Genomic DNA, 19,443 nt, shown 5'->3' with positions numbered 1-19,443 from the left:
TTCGATGCATTTACGATTTAGATTATCCGAGCTAATCGGTATCGAGTACTTCGACCACCGGCGTCGGATTTGACTAAGCAACCCAATTCCACCAGCGCGGCCAAATGACGGGTTGCGGTGGGTTTACTGACTTTTGCTACTTTGTGGTATTGCGAGGTGTTGATGCCCTGCTCAAAATCGCCATCCAGCATTCGATTGAGCACTTTGGCTTGCTCGGCGGTTAATTTGGTTTGATCCACGTTGCGCCAAAAGTGAGTTTTAAATAGGGTTTGATCGATCTCTTTCAGCACCTCGGCAAAGGTTTCGTCCAATGTATTGAAGAACCACACCAGCCAAGCGGTGATGTCTAAGTCGCCTTTTTGCGTTTGCTCTAGAATGTCGTAATAACTTTTACGGTTGGCAAGAATACACACCGACATAGCGTAAAAGCGCACCGACTGTTGTTCAGCTTGTGCCAGCGCCAAGTCAGTCAGCAACCGCGTGATGCGGCCATTACCGTCATCTAGCGGGTGCAGCGTCACAAACCATACATGGGTGATGGCAGCACGGATCAGCGGATCAAGCGACGCTTCGTATTTTGAGTCATTAAACCACGCGATGAACGTGGCCAGCTCTTGGTCCAAACGCGCCCGATCCGGTGCTTCAAAATGGATCGTCGGCTTATCAATGCGTCCAGACACCACCTGCATCGGCGCGTCGCCTCGGAGTTGGCCGCCAACGACAGGATTAAACAGCGTGTAGCCTTCGGGAAACAATCGATCATGCCAGTGCAATAGGCGTTCTAATGTCAGCGGTGCATCCAAATTTTCCACCGCGTCGAGCATGATTTCCGCCAAACCATCGGTTTGTTCTGTCGTAGGAAACGGTCTTTCTTCCGTCAAACCCAGTCGGTTAGCCAATGAAGAGCGCACAGAGAAAGCGTTGAGGGTCTCCCCTTCAATCGCGCTGGAATGCACGATGTTCGCCAGTAAGGTATCCAGCATGCTCTGTTTTTGATCAGGCGACTGGCTGGTGATTTTGCCCAGCAGAATACCTTGATTCAGACGTGTTTGTCTCACCATTGGGGCGACCGTGTTGGAATCCCAGGTGAAGTGCGGCCAGTTGTCCTGCTGCCAAATCCACATAATGCGACCTCTGATGCGAAAGTTATCGTTATTCACATCAAAATATAATGCGATTAAATCACTTAATCAAATCATAATGTGATTCGTTTAGTCGTTTTATTCGCCTCATTCACTCTCTCAAATGCGTAAAACGCCATCTGGCCTAGCACTTCGCGGGCGTAAGAGCGATAATCCCGCCATTCGCGAGCAATCGCTCCAATTGCAATACAGAAGTAGAACCCCCGTCATGACAACACAATCAACGGTCATCATTGGATTGAGCAATCCGAAAAGTCCAACCAATGTCGGCGCAGTGATGCGCGCTGCCGGTTGCTACAACGCAACGCAAGTGCGTTACAACGGAACACGTTATAATCGCGCAGTGAAATTTCAGACCGACACGCACAACAGCAAAGCACGGATCGCCCTTGTGGGGATGGAAGACCTTACCGCGGACCTTGCTCCGGATGTTGAAATCGTCTGTGTCGAGTTGGTGGTTGGTGCAACCGCACTGCCCCAATTTGTTCATCCGCAAAACGCAATTTATCTGTTTGGCCCAGAGGACGGATCGCTGCCACAAGACGTGGTCGACCAAGCGCATCACGTGGTTTACGTTCCAACAAACGGCTGTATGAACCTTGCGGCAACAGTCAATGTGGTGATGTACGACCGATTAGCGAAAACGCTCGGTACGATCGACGATCAAGCGCAAATCACGGCCAATCGCGACAACAAAAACCGTTTAAAAGTAAAAACGCTCGCGTAAAGCGAAAAAGGGCCGAAAGGCCCTTTTGTTTATCTGCTATCAACACAAGCGGATTTCATTTCACTTGCTGCATGGCTACTCAAGAATGCGACGATAAAGGAAAGAGAGCATGCTTTGCGCGCCATTAAAATCCAGCAGCAATAACGCCGTGATCAAGGTGACCATCAGTGGCGTGATGAGCTGTGACAAGCAACGGGTTGATGGAAAACGCTGCATCTCGTCATCGTTCAACCGAAATTCACTATTGATGTAGCGCTGTTCGGGATAAGCCGGCGTTTGACGCGTATTCGCCGCAGGCTGCACGTTTTGCTCCGTCACTTCCACCAACTCTTCCAGTGGAATGACTGAATACACCGGATCGACTGGCGCAATGAAACGATAACCAATGCGCGCTTCTGTTTTAATGTATTCGGGATTTGTGGCCTTATCTCCCAACACCTTACGCAGTAACGAAATAGACTGCGTTAAGCTGGAATCATCAACTTTGTTGCCGCGTTCAACCCACACCTGTTGATAGATATCTTCTCGACTCAGCACCGCATTGGGATGGCTGGTCAGTAGCGTCAGAATTCTGGATTCATTGTCGCCAATAATGATTTTTTCGTCGTATGCATCCGTTAAGCTTTTTTCGACCGCATCGAACAGAAAGCGAGAGTTGATGACGACTTTGTCGTTAGGTGTTTCCATTGAATAGCAACCTCAACTAACCGTATTTTTCATAAAGTTGTTTCAGGGTTTGATTCACTGAATCATACCATTTGAGAATATCGCTATTTGTGTAGAATCTTGAATGACTTTATTAGAAAAATGAATAGGTTATTTTTTATTAGAGTTAGATTTGGTACTTTCGTACTATTGCCAGCCAAAACCTGACTAGCCTTGAGCTGGCAATAGTTTAACCTATTTTTTATGCAAGATGCGATTGAAAAAATGACGTCATTTTATCGAACGGGATCACGTCCATTTGATCGTACAAATCGGTATGGTTTGCCTCTGGAATGATCATCAGTTCTTTCGGTTCGGCGGCCGCTTCGTACGCGGTTTCGCTGAAATAGCGAGAATGCGCATTTTCACCATGAATGAATAACACCGGACGCGGTGAGATCTCGGCGATGTAAGTTAAAATCGGCATGTTCATAAATGACAGTGGCGTGGTCAGTGTCCAAGCCGCGTTCGAATTCACCGCGCGTGGATGGAAGCCACGTTCAGGCGATTTGTAGTACGCTGCATACTCCACCACAAATTGTGGCTCACCCCCTTTTAACTCAAGCGATACTGGGCCATAAGCGGGTTCACCTTGCTCGGCATCTGCCCAACGTTGTTGGCCGAGTTGCGTTAACGCTTGTGTGCGTTGCTCCAACGTCACGCTGTCGTTATAGCCTTTAGACATCACGCGTGTCATGTCATACATGGTGCTCGCAACAACGGCTTTCACACGTTTGTCGATGGCAACAGCGTTCAGAGCCATGCCACCCCAGCCACAAATACCAATGACCCCAATACGTTCGCGATCAACATTCGGCAGTAGTCCCACAAAATCAACAGCAGCGCTGAAATCTTCAGTGTTGATGTCTGGAGACGCCACATTGCGCGGTTCGCCGCCACTTTCACCAGTGTAAGACGGGTCAAAGGCAATGGTTAGGAAGCCACGCTCAGCCATGGTCTGTGCATACAAACCAGAAGATTGCTCTTTCACCGCACCAAACGGGCCACTGATCACCAATGCCGCCAGTTTGCCATGGGTTTGTTTCGGTTGATAAACATCGGCCGCGAGCGTAATGCCATAACGGTTTTTGAAGGTCACTTTCTTGTGGTCAACTTTGTCGCTTTTCGCGAAAGTTTTATCCCATTCGTCACCTAAGGTGAGTTCGGTTTGTGCCATTACTTTGTGTGAAGTCATTGAGCCTACTCCTAATGCAACTAAGCCTGCGCCGGTTAATTTGAGTACGTCACGACGTCCTTCATTTGGCGCTTTTTCTGCGTTGGCAGCAGCGGTCATTTCGTGTTGTGTTGTCATGATTAACGTCTCCGTAAAACAGTGAATTGGCGTTTCGATAGCGCTATTGTGTCAAAGGAATCCCCTGAACCTGTAGCAAGATTGTCTCGACTTATTGCCTATTCTTCCAAACTTGCTTTATGGTTTATTGCCCACTCAAATACTGCTCGTCAGTGACTTTCTCTTTCCACACCACATTTTTCCCGTCCGCAGAAGCGGTCACCACCAGGTGCGTCATAGCCGCATTCGGTGTTGCGCCGTGCCAATGTTCAACATTCGGCGGACACCACACGCTTTCACCTTGATGAAAATGAATAACTTTGCCATCGCGTGTTCCCGTTAAGGCTTCGCCTTGCGTCACAATCATGTGCTGACCGGCCGGGTGCGAGTGCCAAGCGGTTCGAGCGCCGGGTTGAAACGTCACGTATGCCGCGCTGTAATGAGCGGTTTCATTCTCAGGAAACAGCATGTCGACACGGACTTTGCCAGTGAATAAGTTCTCTGGCCCTTCAAACGATTGCAAATCTTGCCCGCGATACGCGTGCTGCGCATTGTCATCTGCAGCATACGCGTTGTTGAACGTGAAACTTCCGACGGTCGTTGCTGCCACAAGCATCAGCGAGGTTGTTTTGTTCATCATCTGCTCCTTTGGGGATATCATTGAATTGGGGATGTCATTCGATTGGGATTGATTCGATTAAGGTGTGTTTTTTAAGACGTGTTCCAGAACCTGTTGAGCGTTTGCGGCAATCTCAGCACCACACAACACATCCAGCACGGCGATAAAATCCGTCAATTCGGCTGGTGACACGCCGTTATTCATGCTGATGGCGTAGTGCGCAGCGAGCTGGCTGTTGACGCCGCTCATATTGGCCAACGCAGCAATGGTGGCCAGTTCACGCTGTTTCCAGCTCAACCCATCGCGCTCGAAAATGTCGCCAAACAAATGCGCTTTGAGGTAGTCATCCACTTGCGGCGCGAAATCAAACAACGGGCCTTTGACTTCGGCACCCACTAATCGAGTTTGGTTGGCGGCGCCAAATGCCAAGGACGTGACATCGGTTGGCAACGGGGACGACGCCTTGCCTTGCACATCGGTAATGCCTTGGCTTTGACGCTCATCGAGCACCGTCATAAAGGCAGCTAAGCCATTCAAACTGCGAGGAAAGCCCGCATACGCGTATAACTGAACCAACACTTCTTTGAGTTCGTTCACCGTTAAACCTGTATTTAACGCATCATTCAAACTGACTTTGAACTGTTCGATATCACCGCTAGCGGTAAATGCTGCAACAGGGATCAAGGCGCGATCTTTGGGACTCAACGCATCTGCGGCCGAGGCGTTTGTGGTAGCGGACCACGAGGCCAATGTCAGCATGAGGAGCGAGCAGAACTTTCGAAAACCGGTGAGCTTCAACATTCTAAGTACCTTCCATGAGTAAATGTGGATCGGGAAATGAGTGATCCAATTTACCAAGGCAGGTCGCGCTACCGATTGCCTAGAAACTTCTATTTATTGCCTATTCTTCCTGAGCAAATCTTTTTTTGAGAATCATGAATTCAACGCAAACACAAAGTGACATTCAGAAACATCCTGCATATTGAAAAACTATCGAACGAGAAACGATGCAGATACGAGCCCGCTGAGCAAAACTCCAAACTGAATGAAGCATAGAATCAGTCTTTCTTTCAAAGTGCTCGGCCTAACGACCGAACACTTTGGCTAAGAAATCATGTTCCATGATCTACAGACAGACCTTAGAGATCTCTTAGTTTAGGGAGCGTTGAATAGTATTGCTCCACTTCTCATTAGCTAATGGTGATTTACCCACTTATCGAACTCGTTATGACTCATACAGTAGTACGGGCCGACCATTGAATACTTACGCTTAACTAATAAGCGGTAACGTCGGTTAATCCTATAGCTCAACCACCTTTTATTTCGTTGTAGCACTTTAGTTCTGGTGCCTTGACGAACCTCACCTTTAAATATTTTCATGATCAATAACTTTGCCATTTCCATGGTAACTGGAGATGCCTTAGAAGCAACGAGCTCTATTTCAACGTCGCCATTAACGTTTACATATTTCGAGATCATATCACCTCCTACTTATAACGTTGCGCAAACTTGGTAACGTCAAAGCCCGTCTCCGCTAAGGCTGTTTCTATTTCTGTAAAAATCAAAGGACGACTCTTAAAATAGCCATCTGAACCGTTACCATTCTGGAAAAAAGAGCCGTCCGGGCTAAGCATTAGGTAGGAGTTCGTCATTGAGTCATTACTCTCAACTGACATCAAATGCGATATAGATTGGTGACGTTCAACGAAAGCATCAAACTGCTCGTCGCGAATGGTTTGGATAGAATCAAAAACAGGTAAAACACGCAAAACTTTCCACTTATTAGGCTGAATAGTTTCCATTAAAGTGTTGAAGTCTTCCTTAGTATTAAATTGATTGACGACCGTATTAATTTTTAGTTCTGTCTGAGGGGAAACCGCTCTTACTTGCTGAAAAATTGATCCTAGACGTTCTGCAGATAATATCTTACCTGATGATGTCGAACGCCCTATTTGCTGCTGAACCTCTGGGTTACAAGCATCGTAACTAATACCCAACATTTGAAGTTTATGAGAATGCTGAGCAATAAATTCGTCAGTAATTAAATGAGCGTTAGTAATTATCGACACATCAAAACCTAGCTCTCTTGCATAGTCTAACGCCTCAATAAAACGTTGCTTTAGCAGTAATGGCTCACCACCCGCAAAGTTCAATCTAACGCGTTGGTAACCCAATTGTTGCTGAATGGAATTGGGGGAAAGAAAGTAGTCGGCTAATCTGCTTAGCATTAACTTCATGTCAGCCATGTTTCGATGAAGCTCGTTTGGTTTTGCCCACTTTGCGTAACAGTAATGACAGTCGTAATTACATTTTTCTGTGATGTGATAGTTGATAACTAATTGTTTTGCATGATTCATAATCACTACTCCTTCTGGTTGTCAGGAGTAGTGTTGATTTGTGCACTGCACAAAAAAGCGTTTATTTAGTCAGGCAGGATACTTAATAAAGAATGAAAAGATTCGGCTTCCTGAAAGTCTTGGCGAACTCGTATAACGAGCGTAGCTAACAGATGGTCCTCAGCCATTAGTCTCGAATCTATTTGGTCAGCAACATTCACTGCCCCAACAAAATCGTTTTCCAATAGGCAAAGAAGCAATGACTCTTTATAGGTAAGGGCTAAACGCTGAGAACGAAGTAACCGGTACAATAGCCCCGTATTTGCGATATCCATCTGCGGTAATCGCTGCTCTGTAAACGGGCTAGTGATTCTTTTCTCACGTAATTCAAATTTTTCATCACTAAGTTGAATTAGAAAAAGCTGTGATTCATTGATCAACTTTGCTCTTTCATTCACAGATTGCGCTTCAAATAAGATTTCTTCACACAGTTTAGCGGCTTTGGTTCTCGTTTTTTCGTTTTCAAAGATATCTTTTACATACTTGGTATCATTGAAAAAAGCATCCAACACTAAGGCATTAAACAAACAATCAACTGCTTGTGATTTGAGCAGATTTTTACCTCTCTTCCCCAGATCAGAATCAGAAAATCCATCATCAACCACTGCCGATGATGGAATCGTACCATTGCGTAAATAACTGTTCGCTTTGGAACGGAGATGCTTACCATCAACCCCAAATAGCTGTTGAACCGCCTGATTGGTATTGACTAACGGCATACAATATCTTTCAATAATTTTGTTTCTGAATAGTAACTATCTTTAATCGAAGCAATCACTTCTGCTGAGCGATAGACTGAATTAGTACTATGCCCATAACGACAAGTATTATTGGCATGCATTACAGCTCCTAGGCAGTAGCCAGCACGAAAGCTTTCCTCTTTTGAGGTAGTTAGGTAAGCTGCAAAACGTGGTTCATCTTTCTTTTTATATAACTCTATGTATTCCTGGCATGACGATACTAAAAACGCAACATCTCCTGGCTTAGCAGAAGAGTGTTCAAAGGCATAGCTCATTTGCCCTACCGATAACAAAGAAAGTCCAGCTAAAAGATGGATACGTTTCATTCCGCTGCCCCTTCATTAACAACGGGCGCTACTTTCATAACGGCCTTTTGTGGATATTTTCTCAAACGACTATAGCTGTATAGGAGTGCCGTATACATGAGCACATAACTGACTAAATCAATCAATGGCATTTTATTAAAATCATCAATGTTGAACTCAAAAAGCAGAACTGCGCCCCCCCCTACAAGAAAAAAAACTAATATCACATGAGCTTGATGCACCCAGGGGCTGATGAGTTTACGAATAAAAGGAGCATCGGTGCAGCAACAAAGTTTTATATAGTGATATACAAACATCACCAATGAAATAATAAATAGAGTTTCGATCAAATCCAATTCTGACACTGAATATGAATATTCAAACATTGCTGGTGGCAAAAATTTATATATCGATACCCCCAGAGCAAACATACTTAATAACCAAACCCATTTAACGGTGAATTTTAACCATTTCCAAATTAACGCACCTATGTATTTATTGTTTTTCATATCATCTATCCAACTATTTTATTAGTAATACACCCTACATTTTCCTCTCCATTCTTCTTTGCAAAATTAGCCAATCGACAGCCTCTTAACGAACCTAAACAATTGGTTCTAGCAAAGTTTCGGCAGAATCATCGTATCATTCTACGAGAAAGTTCATCACGTAGGCTTTGTTACTTACCTCTGAGAGGATGCATGGCTGAAATATGTTGATTAAACCTGAAACAAAAGATAGTCCAAGTGTTGTAAATTTATTCCGAGGCTTAGGCATATCAACTTCCCTGGATTAGTTTTCCACCTAGTAGCTGTTTTGCTAGATACATTTCCGTCTCTGATAGAGAGTGATTAAAATAATAATCCCGTATGGAGTCGTTATGAGGATTCTCTAGCTCCCCAAATGCTGTTCTTTCGCGAAATACTCGAACAGCTCACTTAAACCAAATGGTATCATGACAATTCTTTGTATAATAAGCGCCATCAACTTATATCTTCATGATTTTGCGACGTATCTCTTTTACTTAGGCATCTATACTACAACTATTTGTGGGTACTAGTATCGACTGCGATATGTAGCTCGCGCCAACCTTTATGTTTCCAGTCAGTATCCCTTGACCTTCCATCAACGTTGAGACCAATCACATCAATGACTAGACGCAGTATCGCGCCTAATTCTAGTTTTAAGTAAAACCTCAACATCTTTATCTTGACGGTTCATAAAACTATAGTTTGGACAAACTAGCAGAGTGTTGGCCAGGTTAAATCGTAGATTTTGGCTTAGTTCAATCGAGTTAAGTAGCCAAAGCATTCGTTTATCGGCATCTAACCCCTAAACGCCACTTAGCCATCAACAAAATAAGCGATGTCCCATAGCTTGAACTCTAAACACGACAAAGCACGCCATGAAGCGTGAGGGGACTGATTAAAACTTAGGGATGTTGTATCAAGGAGAGCACTTGGAGCGGGCAGCGGGAATCGAACCCGCATCATCAGCTTGGAAGGCTGAGGTAATAGCCATTATACGATGCCCGCGCATCGAAGCGATGGGTCTAATATGCCACAGGCTCAGAAAAAGAAAACCGTTTTTTTACTAAATTGCGTTCGTTTGCATAGTTAATAAACAATTGTACATCAGCGAGTTAGGAATTGGACGTTTTCTCGGAAGCGTTGGTGTTTTATCGACCGACATCCACCAACGTCAACTAATGGCGGCCACATTCACCAACAGGACAAATTGTTTATTTCTTCAAAAAATATCAAAGCCTCCACAGGGAGGCTTTAGGTTCTCAGCATGAGCTGCGTTGTTTATTGCAGACGCGTCGTCGCGACGTAGTTCTCTAGCTCTTGATTGGAAACCGTCGTGACGTATTCGTTATTCACATAAAACGCCACGCCCGCTTCCATTTTCTGACCGCGCAGTGTTTCTTGTGTGCCATCGAGGTAGGTCACATCCATCTCAATGGTGTGTTCGTCAATCTGTTTCCATTGGGTGTCTTTGATGGTGGAGTGATTACCGAGTGGCGTCTCCGTCAACGAGCTATCCAATTTGTCGTTCACTTTTAACATGGTATCAGCCGGTTTATCCACCACTGCAGGTGATTTGCCTGAGATGGGGTTGGTACCGGTCCAGAACTCCACGGCATTGACGATAAAGAGGTCGACAATTGAGGCAATACCGTACACAGGCGAGAGTAACAAGAACAGGCCTTCACGACCGTAGCGGTTATCCACCACTTCTAAGTTAAACTTGGTCACAAGACCCGTTGTTGCCATTTGTCCCATACAACCGGTTAAAGAGCTAATGCCTAAGCCGACAGCCATTGCCATCACTAACGATTTACGTTTCATATCCTTCACCACTGATTTTGTTGTTGTGTCCCTTATTCAAGGTAGACCATCGGCATACATGTGTTTGGTTTTTCCACGAAAATCGTGTTTTTTTGAACCGTGGTTCGGCTTTGAGAACAAATGCAACGTGTTGGTGATGAAAAGTGCGGCGTTCACCGCCCTCACCTTCAATCGTTCAAATCAAAGACCATCGACTCATTTCACGCTGAACTTCTTCTTCTGACGCGCTATGATGACTGACCCCTTAAGCGCAATGCCGAACAACAGAGACTTCATGCCCACACTGCCCGTTTTGCCCGACGACTATTACCTGACGAACTTTAAGAAGCTGACCGCTCATGCGACAGAGTGGTATTTTGATTTATTGCACAGTGATGAGCAGCGCTGGTTGCACGATTTTGATCGCCTGTCCCACGATGCGCAGTGTCTGCTGGTTCGCTTGTTATCACGCAAAGGCAATTGGTTTCGCAGTGACAAAACTGAATATCGGGAAATCCGCCATCAAGCCCAAGCGTGCCAAGAGTTGTCCGAGAGCGGTTTTGTGGTGTTGAACCCAGACATCGATGCGGCAACGTTAGCCCGTGAGCTACTGACCAAAGCTGAGCTCCTAACCAGTTATCCCCACCTGCCCAAGCAGTTGAAAAAAGAGGCCCTGATTGCCGCGCTGCAAGACGAGCCACCCACTCAGCCGGTATCACTGCCGTTTACAGTCATCTATCTCAATCAAGGCGAAATGATTGCACTGTTGTTGATCCTATTTTTTGCCAACACACATCAAGATTTTTCACAGTTTGTACTCGACGACCTTGGCCTGAATCAATTCGAAGACTATCAACTCAGCCGCGAACGCCGCTTCTTTCAGCATCGCGACCAAGTGGATGTCCTGCGACGCTTAACCCACATTCAAGCGCATTACGAAACCTGTCCCAAACCGACGCCCTCCGAGCTAGACGATTGGGTGACGTTGCTACCAAGCGCTTGTGACCACCCTTATGTGGAGCGAAAGCGTCAGCATGTCATGAATCAGTTAGCGCGCGATTACGAACGGCACAATGCGTTTGACGCTGCCTTGGCGCTCTATCGCCAAACCGAAGTCATGCCCACTCGTGAACGACAAGCGCGAATTCTGGATAAGCTGCAACGTGTGGATGCCATGAGTGACATTGTCACGAATATGTTGTCGCAGCCACGTAACCATTCCGAATTTGAAGTGGCCGAAAAGCTCAAGCAGCGCGTGTTGCGTTTACAAGGTCAAACCGTGCCTCGCAGCGCCAAGCCGAACCATCAAACGCGGCATCTTACGCTGGATTTATCTCAGCAGCGGGTCGAACTTGCGGTGAAATCTCACTTCGAGCAACAGGGGTATCAGGTCTATTACTTGGAAAATCAGTTTCTCAATACCCTCTTCGGCCTCTGTTTTTGGGACGCGATATTCGCACCAGTGGAAGGCGCTTTTCTCAACCGCTATCAACACGCACCGCTGGATTTGTATCACGACGATTTCATCGCCAAACGCGAACCATGGATTCAAGCCGCCTTTGAACAATTGGCGCGCAGTGGCGTTGCACCGTTATGGGCACGCTGGCAAGAAAAATACGCCTTCGCAAACCCATTCGTGTTGTGGGCCGACTGTGATGAAACCTTGTTTACGTTAACCGACCAAGCGCTGCCAAGGTTACTGCTCGCCGAGCTGTTTCGCGTTCAATTGAGCGACCTCAAACTCTATCGCAACGGCATGCCCGATTTGATTGTGTTCAAAGACGGGCAATTTGAATGGATAGAAGTCAAAGGCCCGGGCGATAAATTACAAGACAATCAGTGGCGTTGGATGGCGCAATTTACCCGCTTAAACGTGCCTTTTTCCGTCTGTTACGTGAATCATTCCACCTAAAAGATGGTGATCTGCGATGCTCTTTGCTTTAATTAGGGCAAATTTAATCAATAAGATAACTGAATGAAGTTCCGTAAATTATTCGTTGTTGGTTTGGTCACCCTCTTCTCGGGTTGTGCCGTTCTCGCGGGTCTGAACTATGACCAGATCTTTGGTAAAGCTGAGGTTCGCGATCGTCAAGCGCCGATCGCATCTGCACAAGCCCACTTCTTTCTCGACCAAGTCAAACCCATTATCGACAAACGCTGCGTGGTGTGTCACGCCTGTTATGATGCGCCGTGTCAGTTAAAAATGTCCTCGGTGGAAGGCATCGATCGGGGCGGTAGCAAAGACATGGTCTACCAAGGTACCCGTTTGACCGCGGCAACGCCCACTCGCCTGTTTGAAGACGCCCAGCTGACTGAAGAGTGGCGCGAGTTCAATTTTCATCCGGTACTGAATGAACGCGACCAAACGCCAGAAGCCAACCTGCAAGCAGGGTTAATGGCGCGCTTGTTAGCACAGAAAGAAGCGCATCCATTGCCGCAACAAGATCAATTGGAAGGCTTTGATTTCTCGACGGATCGTGAGCAACAGTGCATCACGATTGAAGAGTACGAATCATACAAACATAACTACCCGAACTGGGGCATGCCCTTTGGTATGCCAAACTTAGCGAAAGGCGAATACAACACGCTGATGACGTGGCTTGAAAATGGTGCCGTGATGAACGAACACGTACCGTTAACACTAGAAGAGCAGTCGTTGGTGAATCGATATGAAGCGCTGTTTAATGCCGATGCATTGAAAAACCGCCTCGCATCGCGCTACATCTATGAGCATTTATTCCTGTCGCACCTCTATTTTTCGGACATCAAGACCGACGATGGTCGACCACGCTTCTTTAGCATGGTGCGCTCGGCAACGCCACCCGGCGAGCCTGTGCAACGCATTACCACGCGCCGTCCATACGATGATCCTGGCGTTGATCGCGTGTACTATCGCCTGATTCCAGAACAAGGCACAATCGTCGATAAGACGCACATGCCGTTTGCGCTCAACATGAAGCGGATGCACGATTGGAAAGCGTGGTTTATCGATGCCCCATACGCGGTTGATGCATTACCAAGCTACGATCCACAAGTGTCAGCCAACCCGATGACCGCTTTCATTGAGCTGCCGGTCAAAGCCCGCTTTAAGTTCATGCTCGATAACGCACAAAACACCATCATGGCGTACATCAAAGGGCCAGTCTGTCGTGGCCAGTTGGCGTTGAATGTGATCAACGATCGCTTCTGGGTGTTCTTCCTTGATCCCGATAAAGCTGATTTGCCCGAAGTGAACGAGTTCTATCATTCACAGGCCGAAAACCTCAAACTGCCCGGCGAACTGGAGAGCAATACGCTGCCGCTGAGCAACTGGGTACGCTTTTCGAAGCAGCAGGCGCGCTATCTAGAGGCCAAATCTGAATTCACCAACCGCTGGTTCAAAAACGGAACGCATCTTTCCACAGACGTGATTTGGGATGGTAATGGCACCAATCACAGCGCGGCACTGACGATTTTCCGCCATTTCGACAGTGCCTCCGTGGTACAAGGCTTAGTGGGCGAAAAGCCGAAAACCGCTTGGGTGATCGATTACGCGCTCCTAGAGCGCATTCATTACCTGCTGGTGGCCGGATTCGATGTATACGGTAACTTCGGTCATCAGCTGATTACCCGCATGTTCATGGACTTCTTGCGTATGGAAGGTGAAAGTAACTTTGTCGCCTTGCTGCCGCGCGATGTGCGCCACAAAGAGATGTCGAGCTGGTATGCGGATCAAAGCCCGCAGTTTTCTGATTATCTGCTGCGTAACGTGAAACCGTTCGACCAACCCACGCAAGTGCACTATCAAACCACCGATTACAAATCAGAGCTGTTTGATAAACTGCGTGAGCATGTTTCCCCCATTCTGACGCCGCGCTACGACATCGTGGATACCGGTTTCACGCCAGCACATGAGCAGGCGCTGGCCAGTATCAGCCGAATCAAAGGCGAGGGCCTGCGTGCGATTCCGCAAATCCTCATGATCATGATCGAATCGGATCAAGGACAACCTCAACTGTTCACGTTGCTGCACAAAAATGCGCACACCAATATCTCGAGTTTGTTTGATGAAGAGAACAATCGGGACTATAAAAACGATGATCTCACGATCGTTCGCGGGGTGATCGGAAGCTATCCGGCTGCGTACCTAAATCTCAAAGAGCAGGACATTCCGGAATTGGTTGAACGTTTGCAAACCCTCGACAGTGAAGACGATTACGTCAAGCTATTGGATCGATTCGCGATTCGCCGCAGTTCACCGCAATTCTGGCCGTTCAGCGATCAGGTTCACGCTTGGTATCGACACGATCAACCTATCGAATTTGGTCTGCTTGACTACAATAGATTTGAGAATCGATAAAAACGAGATTTGAGAATCGATAAAAACGCTCAACTTCACGTTTAGTCATCAGGAGGTGCGAGATGAACATTCGAGAAAACATTGATGCATTGGAGCAACAAATTTACATCGCTTGCTCTGAAGGGGACTACGAGACCGTCAACATGCTGGAGCAAAAGCTCGAACGCCTACGAGGCAAAATAGAGCATCCGTTTGACGAAGACCCCTATTCACTTGAAGGTCGCACCTTTATGGATGACGACTGGCGTTAACGAAGGGAGCCTGATGGCTCCCTTTTTCATCCCTCGCGGCTCTGCGCGCCGACATAACAACGAAATCACCTGACCAAAAAACACACTGTATTGCAATAATGTTAAGTGGTTCATTTTGTTTCAAAGTTTGTTTTCTAGATGATCACTCCATTGAAATACTCAAAAACAGAAATATCCACCATTCACTGATTAAAGGGTTGCCATGTTATAGGGCATCCGTTTATAACAGTTTCACACAGGGCGGATTCACCTCCCGATTTTTTCTGTCAGTCAGGATTTTGTATGTCAGTCATCGCATCCACAATTTGTTCGCAGCACCGTCGCCGACAAGTGATCGCAGCCGACCTACTCCTCCTGCTCTCTCTGGAACTCAACCGGGGCTGACAGGCTATTTTATTTTTCTGTCAGTGAGAAGTAACTGGCAGAGTCTTCAACTACTCACTTGCTGGAAACTTCAAAGCTGACATCTTTGAGGAAGACTATGTTAAGTGCACGCAACATCGCCGCTTTGGGCTTTATGACCTTCGCCATGTATTTAGGCGCCGGCAACCTTATCTTTCCCCCGTTTTTGGGCTATCAAGCCGGTGAACATCTGTTTCAAGGCATGGCTGGCTTCCTATTAGCCGGTGTCGGTTTACCCGCCTTCGCGTTGGTGATCGTCGCTCTGGTCGGCGGATCAGATAACCTCACAGCCGTGCTGCCGCGCCGCTTAGCCACTGCATTCTGGATCATGGTGTTCATCGTCATTGGTCCTGCGTTTGTGATTCCCCGTGCAATTACCGTGGCGTACCAATTCGGTTTCAGCCCATTTTTTGGCGACCACGCGCTCGTGCCATTTTCGATTGTCTTTTGCGTGGTTGCGGTGCTGTTCTCGCTGTATCCGGGGAAATTGGTCGACAACTTGGGTAAGTTCTTAACGCCTGCACTGTTAACGATTCTGATTGTAATGGCGATGGCTGCCCTATTCTTCCCTAATGAAGGTGTGTCGGCCGCGACAGGCGCTTATGTCAAAGGGGCGTTTGCTGAAGGGGTGACGCAAGGGTACATGACCATGGATGCATTGGGTTCCATCGGTTTTGGTTGGGTGATCTTCCGCGCCATTAAAAGCATGGGCGTGAACAACCCTAAAGCCATCACCAAGTACACCTTAATTGCCGCGTTGATGTACGCCGTTGCGATGGCGCTGGTTTATATTGCCTTGGCTTACATCGGCGCAACCAGCAGCGGTGAATTCACCAATGGCGGTGACATTTTAACCACGTTTACCACTGAGCACTTCGGCGTCTTTGGCACACTGTTACTCGGCGCCGTGATGGTCTTGGCTTGTTTGACAACAGTCATCGGTGTAACGACAGCGGGCAGTGAATTCTACAGCCGTACGTTTACGAACGTGTCGTACCGCAACAGCGTTTTGGTGACGATGGTCATCTCAGCTTTGGTCGCCAACATCGGCTTGGAACAACTATTGGCGATTACGTTGCCAGCAGTTGTCGCACTGCACCCGATTGCGATTGCCCTGCTGTTTATTGCGCCATTGCAACGCATGGTGTCGATGTCAGGCGTGTTGGCAACGGTCGCAACCGCCTTGGTTTTTGGTGGTTTAGACGCACTGCATATTTTGGGAAGTATGCCTGCCAACGTTGACGCGGTGTTGAGCCAATACTTACCGCTGTACACCTACTACGCGGGGTGGATTGTTCCGACTGCCGTGGTTCTCGCACTGGCAAGCGGCCTGTGTGCATTGGCTCGCCCTGCCATGGCCCGCGCAGTCACCGACAACTAATCGTTGAGTGAAACGCTCGCTATCAAAACGCAAAAAGCCCCGAATTTCGGGGCTTTTTTTCTGTTCAGCGCAGCACTCAAACTTTGAATTTGCTCAGAATGTCTTCTTGTTGATGGATGCTTTCCATCTGCGACTTCATTGCGGTGCGCACATCTTGCGAACCGACCACAATCTGCGACGACAAATCTTTAATTCGGTAAGTGTTGTTATTGATCTCTTCCGCCACCGAGCTTTGCTCTTCCGCCGCCGCGGCGATTTGGGTGTTCATGTCGTTGATTTGCATGATCGCCCCCTGAATGCGTTTGATTTCCGCATTGGCTTCATGCGCATGTTTCACCGCAGATTCCGCCGTCACTTTGCTCAATCGCATCGCATCAGACACCGCGCTGCTGCCTGATTGCAGTTGCGAGATCATGTCTTGAATTTCCAGCGTTGAGTGCTGTGTCCGTTGCGCCAGCGAACGGACTTCATCGGCAACCACCGCAAAGCCGCGGCCAGATTCACCGGCACGTGCCGCTTCAATCGCCGCATTCAGTGCCAGCAAGTTGGTTTGGTCAGAAATATCGCTGATCACTTTCAAAATCGATTCAATGTTATTGGCGGCAATCGCCAATTGCTGCGCTTCGTTCACTGCAGAATCAATACGGCAAGATAACTCATCAATCGATTCAGTGGTGGCGACCACGACACTTGATCCGTGTTCCGCCGCTTGTTTCGCTTCTCGGGCAGATGTTGCTGCGTTCTGGGCGTTGCTCGCTACATCCTGCGCGGTCGACGTCATTTGATTCATCGCCGTCGCCAGTTGTTCCAGTTCGATCAATTGCGAATGAATGGACGTTTCGGTTTTCTCGCTGTTTTCCGAAGAGATACGTGCGCCACTCAGAATGTCTTGCGCAATCAACTGTGTATCTTGAATGCGTTTTTGCAGATCCGCGGTAAACAAGTTGAAGCTGTTTGCCAGTTCAGCAAATTCCTGATCAGTATCGGTAGGAAGACGTTGCGTCAAGTCCCCTTCGCCCGATGCGACGTTCTCAATCGCATCATTCACTTGAGCAAGCGGCTTCATCAGCGCACGCAACACCATCATCAAACATCCCATGCTGACGACAACCGCCAACACGGCAAACCAAAGTGAGCGGCTCAATAATGCACGCACGGGTTGATAAGCAATTTGCTCATTCAGAATCGCACCGACGTACCAATCATGGCCTTCAATTTTGCTGAAATCTAGCGTGTGACTGACGTGGTCAAGCATGACGTGACGCACATTTTGCGTGACATCGACGCCACCCAGAAATTCAGACATCGGACGCCCAGTGTACTGCTGCTCAGGATGAGTCACGGTCATCCCATTCGACGACACAAGGAACACGTAACCGGCTCCGAACAGATCCACGTTGTTGATCATCTCAGCCAAGCTCGACAAATTCATGTCAAACACGGCTACGCCGACAAAATGGCCTTGCTGGCGCAACGGCACAGCAATGGATGCCACCATGTCTTGGGTTTCTAAATTCAAGTACGGTTCTGTAAAAACCAAGCGGTTTTCACGTTTCGCCAAGCGATACCAAGGACGCGTTCTCGGATCCCATGCCGCTGGCAATTTAAGACTGTTGTTATTAAAAATATAACTGCCGTCAGCTTCAAATGCAGCGCCCGCAATACCGAACGTGCGAGTGATTTGCGGTTGCATCAGCACATTGAGGATCGCGTCTTTGTCGAAGTTTTGCTCCATCAACGAGACGCTGTAATTAACTAACAATTGTTTGGCATCCAAGATTTCCTGGGTTGTGTTTTTCACCCCCCCCACAATTTCATTCACACTACGTTCGTATTGCGAAGTCATTTCCTTTTTGACTAAAAAGTACTGTTGGGTACTCATCAGTCCGACGGTCACCAGCAGCAACAAAGAAGAAGCGGCTACAATTTTGTGTTGAAATTTCATTCGATGCCTTAAGTTGAGATCATACAAAACGGCCACAACGTACGGGCAGACCGTTTAAGAGGGCGCAGCTTAAAGCTTCGCCACATTCAATTATTGTTCTCAATCAAGTGTTACCAAATTATCAGAATTACCCTACAAGCAAGGTAATACGCATTACCTCAAATCCTTCATCTTGGCGAAAAAAAAGAGCCTTTCAGCTCTTTTCTGCGTTTACACGTTTCTATCGTTCACCATCAAATATTGATCGTCACAATATCGATCGTCACGGGCATGCAGCTTAGAAGAAGCTGATTGCGTTGCGACCGCCCTTCTCGTGCTTTGGCGTGTCATCTTGTCCATTCGATTGCGACGCCCCTTTCGCTTTGGGGTCTTTGCGAGCGGACTGGGACAATTTGTGGTTCGATTGTTTCCCGGTTGACGATTGGCTCTTGGACTTTTTGCTCGGCGCGTTTTTCTTAGATGCCGATGCTTTCTGTGATGCCGCTTTCTTTGGTGCGGAAGCTTTCTTTGCTGCAGGCGGCGTGGCCGCTTTGGGCTTCTCTGCCACTTCAGTGACGGGCGCATCGCAGATAATCAAGTAGTACTCTTCGTTGAATTCCACTAAATCGCCATCATAAAGCTTACGGCGCTTGCGCATTTCAAGCTCACCATTGACAGCAACGTAGCCTTCCGCAATGGCATACTTCGCCTCACCGCCACCGCTGACCACGTTCGCAATCTTTAATACTTTGTACAATTCAACCGGCTGAGCATCAACTTCGATGCCAATCGCTTCAATTTCAACTTCTTCATCGTCCCACTGTGGGGTTTCAAATTCATTCATTTCGGTGTCTCAACAACATTTGGCGCTAGTGTAACGTGCAGTCGATG

17 protein-coding genes and 1 tRNA gene are annotated in these 19,443 nt (G+C 47.4%); 5 read left to right on the top strand and 13 right to left on the bottom strand.

The genetic code is table 11. From position 1 onward, the window contains the following. Positions 1–17: 17 nt before the first annotated feature. Positions 18–1,124, bottom strand: a complete 1,107-nt coding sequence (locus ACF8PK_RS01250; protein WP_392439690.1) for a Fic family protein — start codon at positions 1,122–1,124, stop codon at positions 18–20. Positions 1,125–1,350: 226 nt separating this feature from the next. On the opposite strand from ACF8PK_RS01250, the gene ACF8PK_RS01245 reads away from it, so the two are divergent. Beyond that, positions 1,351–1,869: an RNA methyltransferase gene (locus ACF8PK_RS01245; RefSeq protein ID WP_392439688.1), complete on the top strand. Its 519-nt coding sequence runs from the start codon at positions 1,351–1,353 to the stop codon at positions 1,867–1,869. Positions 1,870–1,944: 75 nt separating this feature from the next. On the opposite strand, the gene ACF8PK_RS01240 is transcribed toward ACF8PK_RS01245, so the two are convergent. The 10 genes from ACF8PK_RS01240 to ACF8PK_RS01195 form a co-directional block, all read right to left on the bottom strand. Further along, positions 1,945–2,556, bottom strand: a complete 612-nt coding sequence (locus ACF8PK_RS01240) for a winged helix-turn-helix domain-containing protein (protein WP_004728081.1) — start codon at positions 2,554–2,556, stop codon at positions 1,945–1,947. Positions 2,557–2,776: 220 nt separating this feature from the next. Further along, complete coding sequence (locus tag ACF8PK_RS01235; protein ID WP_392439685.1) at positions 2,777–3,886, bottom strand: alpha/beta hydrolase; 1,110 nt, start codon at positions 3,884–3,886, stop codon at positions 2,777–2,779. Positions 3,887–4,010: 124 nt separating this feature from the next. After that, positions 4,011–4,481, bottom strand: a complete 471-nt coding sequence (locus ACF8PK_RS01230) for a cupin domain-containing protein (protein ID WP_392439910.1) — start codon at positions 4,479–4,481, stop codon at positions 4,011–4,013. Positions 4,482–4,562: 81 nt separating this feature from the next. Continuing rightward, entirely contained in the window at positions 4,563–5,285 is a 723-nt protein-coding gene (locus ACF8PK_RS01225) for a carboxymuconolactone decarboxylase family protein (protein WP_392439682.1), read from the bottom strand. Positions 5,286–5,971: 686 nt separating this feature from the next. Beyond that, positions 5,972–6,841, bottom strand: coding sequence for a viperin family antiviral radical SAM protein (locus ACF8PK_RS01220; protein ID WP_014257272.1), 870 nt, complete (start codon positions 6,839–6,841; stop codon positions 5,972–5,974). A 65-nt stretch (positions 6,842–6,906) separates the two neighbouring features. Further along, complete coding sequence (locus ACF8PK_RS01215; protein ID WP_392439679.1) at positions 6,907–7,599, bottom strand: hypothetical protein; 693 nt, start codon at positions 7,597–7,599, stop codon at positions 6,907–6,909. Next, positions 7,590–7,946 carry a hypothetical protein gene (locus tag ACF8PK_RS01210; protein ID WP_148228008.1) on the bottom strand — a complete coding sequence of 119 codons (357 nt, stop codon included), beginning with the start codon at positions 7,944–7,946 and terminating at the stop codon, positions 7,590–7,592. Before ACF8PK_RS01210 ends, ACF8PK_RS01215 begins: the two co-directional genes overlap by 10 nt. Next, the gene (locus tag ACF8PK_RS01205; protein WP_392439676.1) at positions 7,943–8,434 is read right to left on the bottom strand and encodes a hypothetical protein; all 492 of its coding nucleotides are present in this window, start codon (positions 8,432–8,434) and stop codon (positions 7,943–7,945) included. The genes ACF8PK_RS01210 and ACF8PK_RS01205 overlap by 4 nt, the downstream gene beginning before the upstream one ends. Before the next feature lie 951 nt (positions 8,435–9,385). Beyond that, positions 9,386–9,460, bottom strand: a tRNA-Gly gene (locus ACF8PK_RS01200). A 273-nt stretch (positions 9,461–9,733) separates the two neighbouring features. Then, positions 9,734–10,276, bottom strand: coding sequence for a DUF3332 domain-containing protein (locus ACF8PK_RS01195; RefSeq protein WP_238820196.1), 543 nt, complete (start codon positions 10,274–10,276; stop codon positions 9,734–9,736). 274 nt (positions 10,277–10,550) lie between these two features. Between ACF8PK_RS01195 and ACF8PK_RS01190 the strand changes: the two genes are divergently transcribed. The 4 genes from ACF8PK_RS01190 (at position 10,551) to brnQ (ending at position 16,628) form a co-directional block, all read left to right on the top strand. Next, positions 10,551–12,167 (top strand): VRR-NUC domain-containing protein, encoded by a 1,617-nt coding sequence (locus tag ACF8PK_RS01190; RefSeq protein ID WP_392439672.1) that lies wholly within the window; start codon positions 10,551–10,553, stop codon positions 12,165–12,167. A gap of 63 nt (positions 12,168–12,230) precedes the next feature. Further along, a complete protein-coding gene (locus tag ACF8PK_RS01185) occupies positions 12,231–14,594 on the top strand; it encodes a fatty acid cis/trans isomerase (RefSeq protein WP_392439670.1) in 2,364 nt (787 codons plus the stop codon). 62 nt (positions 14,595–14,656) lie between these two features. Then, positions 14,657–14,845 (top strand): hypothetical protein, encoded by a 189-nt coding sequence (locus ACF8PK_RS01180; RefSeq protein ID WP_004728076.1) that lies wholly within the window; start codon positions 14,657–14,659, stop codon positions 14,843–14,845. Between the two features lie 481 nt (positions 14,846–15,326). Further along, positions 15,327–16,628: a branched-chain amino acid transport system II carrier protein gene (gene brnQ, locus ACF8PK_RS01175; protein WP_172562999.1), complete on the top strand. Its 1,302-nt coding sequence runs from the start codon at positions 15,327–15,329 to the stop codon at positions 16,626–16,628. A gap of 76 nt (positions 16,629–16,704) precedes the next feature. On the opposite strand, the gene ACF8PK_RS01170 is transcribed toward brnQ, so the two are convergent. Continuing rightward, on the bottom strand, positions 16,705–18,573 hold the full coding sequence (locus ACF8PK_RS01170; protein WP_392439666.1) for a methyl-accepting chemotaxis protein: 1,869 nt from the start codon (positions 18,571–18,573) through the stop codon (positions 16,705–16,707). Positions 18,574–18,850: 277 nt separating this feature from the next. Then, on the bottom strand, positions 18,851–19,396 hold the full coding sequence (locus ACF8PK_RS01165) for an RNA-binding S4 domain-containing protein (RefSeq protein WP_238824754.1): 546 nt from the start codon (positions 19,394–19,396) through the stop codon (positions 18,851–18,853). Between the last annotated feature and the right edge of the window lie 47 nt (positions 19,397–19,443).

The sequence above is a fragment of the Vibrio sp. CJQ_6 genome (genome assembly GCF_043106745.1).
GTDB classification, from domain to species: Bacteria; Pseudomonadota; Gammaproteobacteria; order Enterobacterales; family Vibrionaceae; genus Vibrio; species Vibrio furnissii.
This window is presented reverse-complemented; position numbering and strand designations above follow the sequence as displayed.

Coding starts and splice junctions, on each gene's coding strand:
- ACF8PK_RS01165 (WP_238824754.1), bottom strand. CDS start 19,396: ATGAATGAATTTGAAACCCCACAGTGGGACGATGAAGAAGTTGAAATT.
- ACF8PK_RS01245 (WP_392439688.1), top strand. CDS start 1,351: ATGACAACACAATCAACGGTCATCATTGGATTGAGCAATCCGAAAAGT.
- ACF8PK_RS01235 (WP_392439685.1), bottom strand. CDS start 3,886: ATGACAACACAACACGAAATGACCGCTGCTGCCAACGCAGAAAAAGCG.
- ACF8PK_RS01180 (WP_004728076.1), top strand. CDS start 14,657: ATGAACATTCGAGAAAACATTGATGCATTGGAGCAACAAATTTACATC.
- ACF8PK_RS01240 (WP_004728081.1), bottom strand. CDS start 2,556: ATGGAAACACCTAACGACAAAGTCGTCATCAACTCTCGCTTTCTGTTC.
- ACF8PK_RS01205 (WP_392439676.1), bottom strand. CDS start 8,434: ATGAAAAACAATAAATACATAGGTGCGTTAATTTGGAAATGGTTAAAA.
- ACF8PK_RS01170 (WP_392439666.1), bottom strand. CDS start 18,573: ATGAAATTTCAACACAAAATTGTAGCCGCTTCTTCTTTGTTGCTGCTG.
- ACF8PK_RS01185 (WP_392439670.1), top strand. CDS start 12,231: ATGAAGTTCCGTAAATTATTCGTTGTTGGTTTGGTCACCCTCTTCTCG.
- ACF8PK_RS01230 (WP_392439910.1), bottom strand. CDS start 4,481: ATGCTTGTGGCAGCAACGACCGTCGGAAGTTTCACGTTCAACAACGCG.
- ACF8PK_RS01195 (WP_238820196.1), bottom strand. CDS start 10,276: ATGAAACGTAAATCGTTAGTGATGGCAATGGCTGTCGGCTTAGGCATT.
- brnQ (WP_172562999.1), top strand. CDS start 15,327: ATGTTAAGTGCACGCAACATCGCCGCTTTGGGCTTTATGACCTTCGCC.
- ACF8PK_RS01225 (WP_392439682.1), bottom strand. CDS start 5,285: ATGTTGAAGCTCACCGGTTTTCGAAAGTTCTGCTCGCTCCTCATGCTG.
- ACF8PK_RS01250 (WP_392439690.1), bottom strand. CDS start 1,124: ATGTGGATTTGGCAGCAGGACAACTGGCCGCACTTCACCTGGGATTCC.
- ACF8PK_RS01190 (WP_392439672.1), top strand. CDS start 10,551: ATGCCCACACTGCCCGTTTTGCCCGACGACTATTACCTGACGAACTTT.
- ACF8PK_RS01215 (WP_392439679.1), bottom strand. CDS start 7,599: ATGCCGTTAGTCAATACCAATCAGGCGGTTCAACAGCTATTTGGGGTT.
- ACF8PK_RS01210 (WP_148228008.1), bottom strand. CDS start 7,946: ATGAAACGTATCCATCTTTTAGCTGGACTTTCTTTGTTATCGGTAGGG.
- ACF8PK_RS01220 (WP_014257272.1), bottom strand. CDS start 6,841: ATGAATCATGCAAAACAATTAGTTATCAACTATCACATCACAGAAAAA.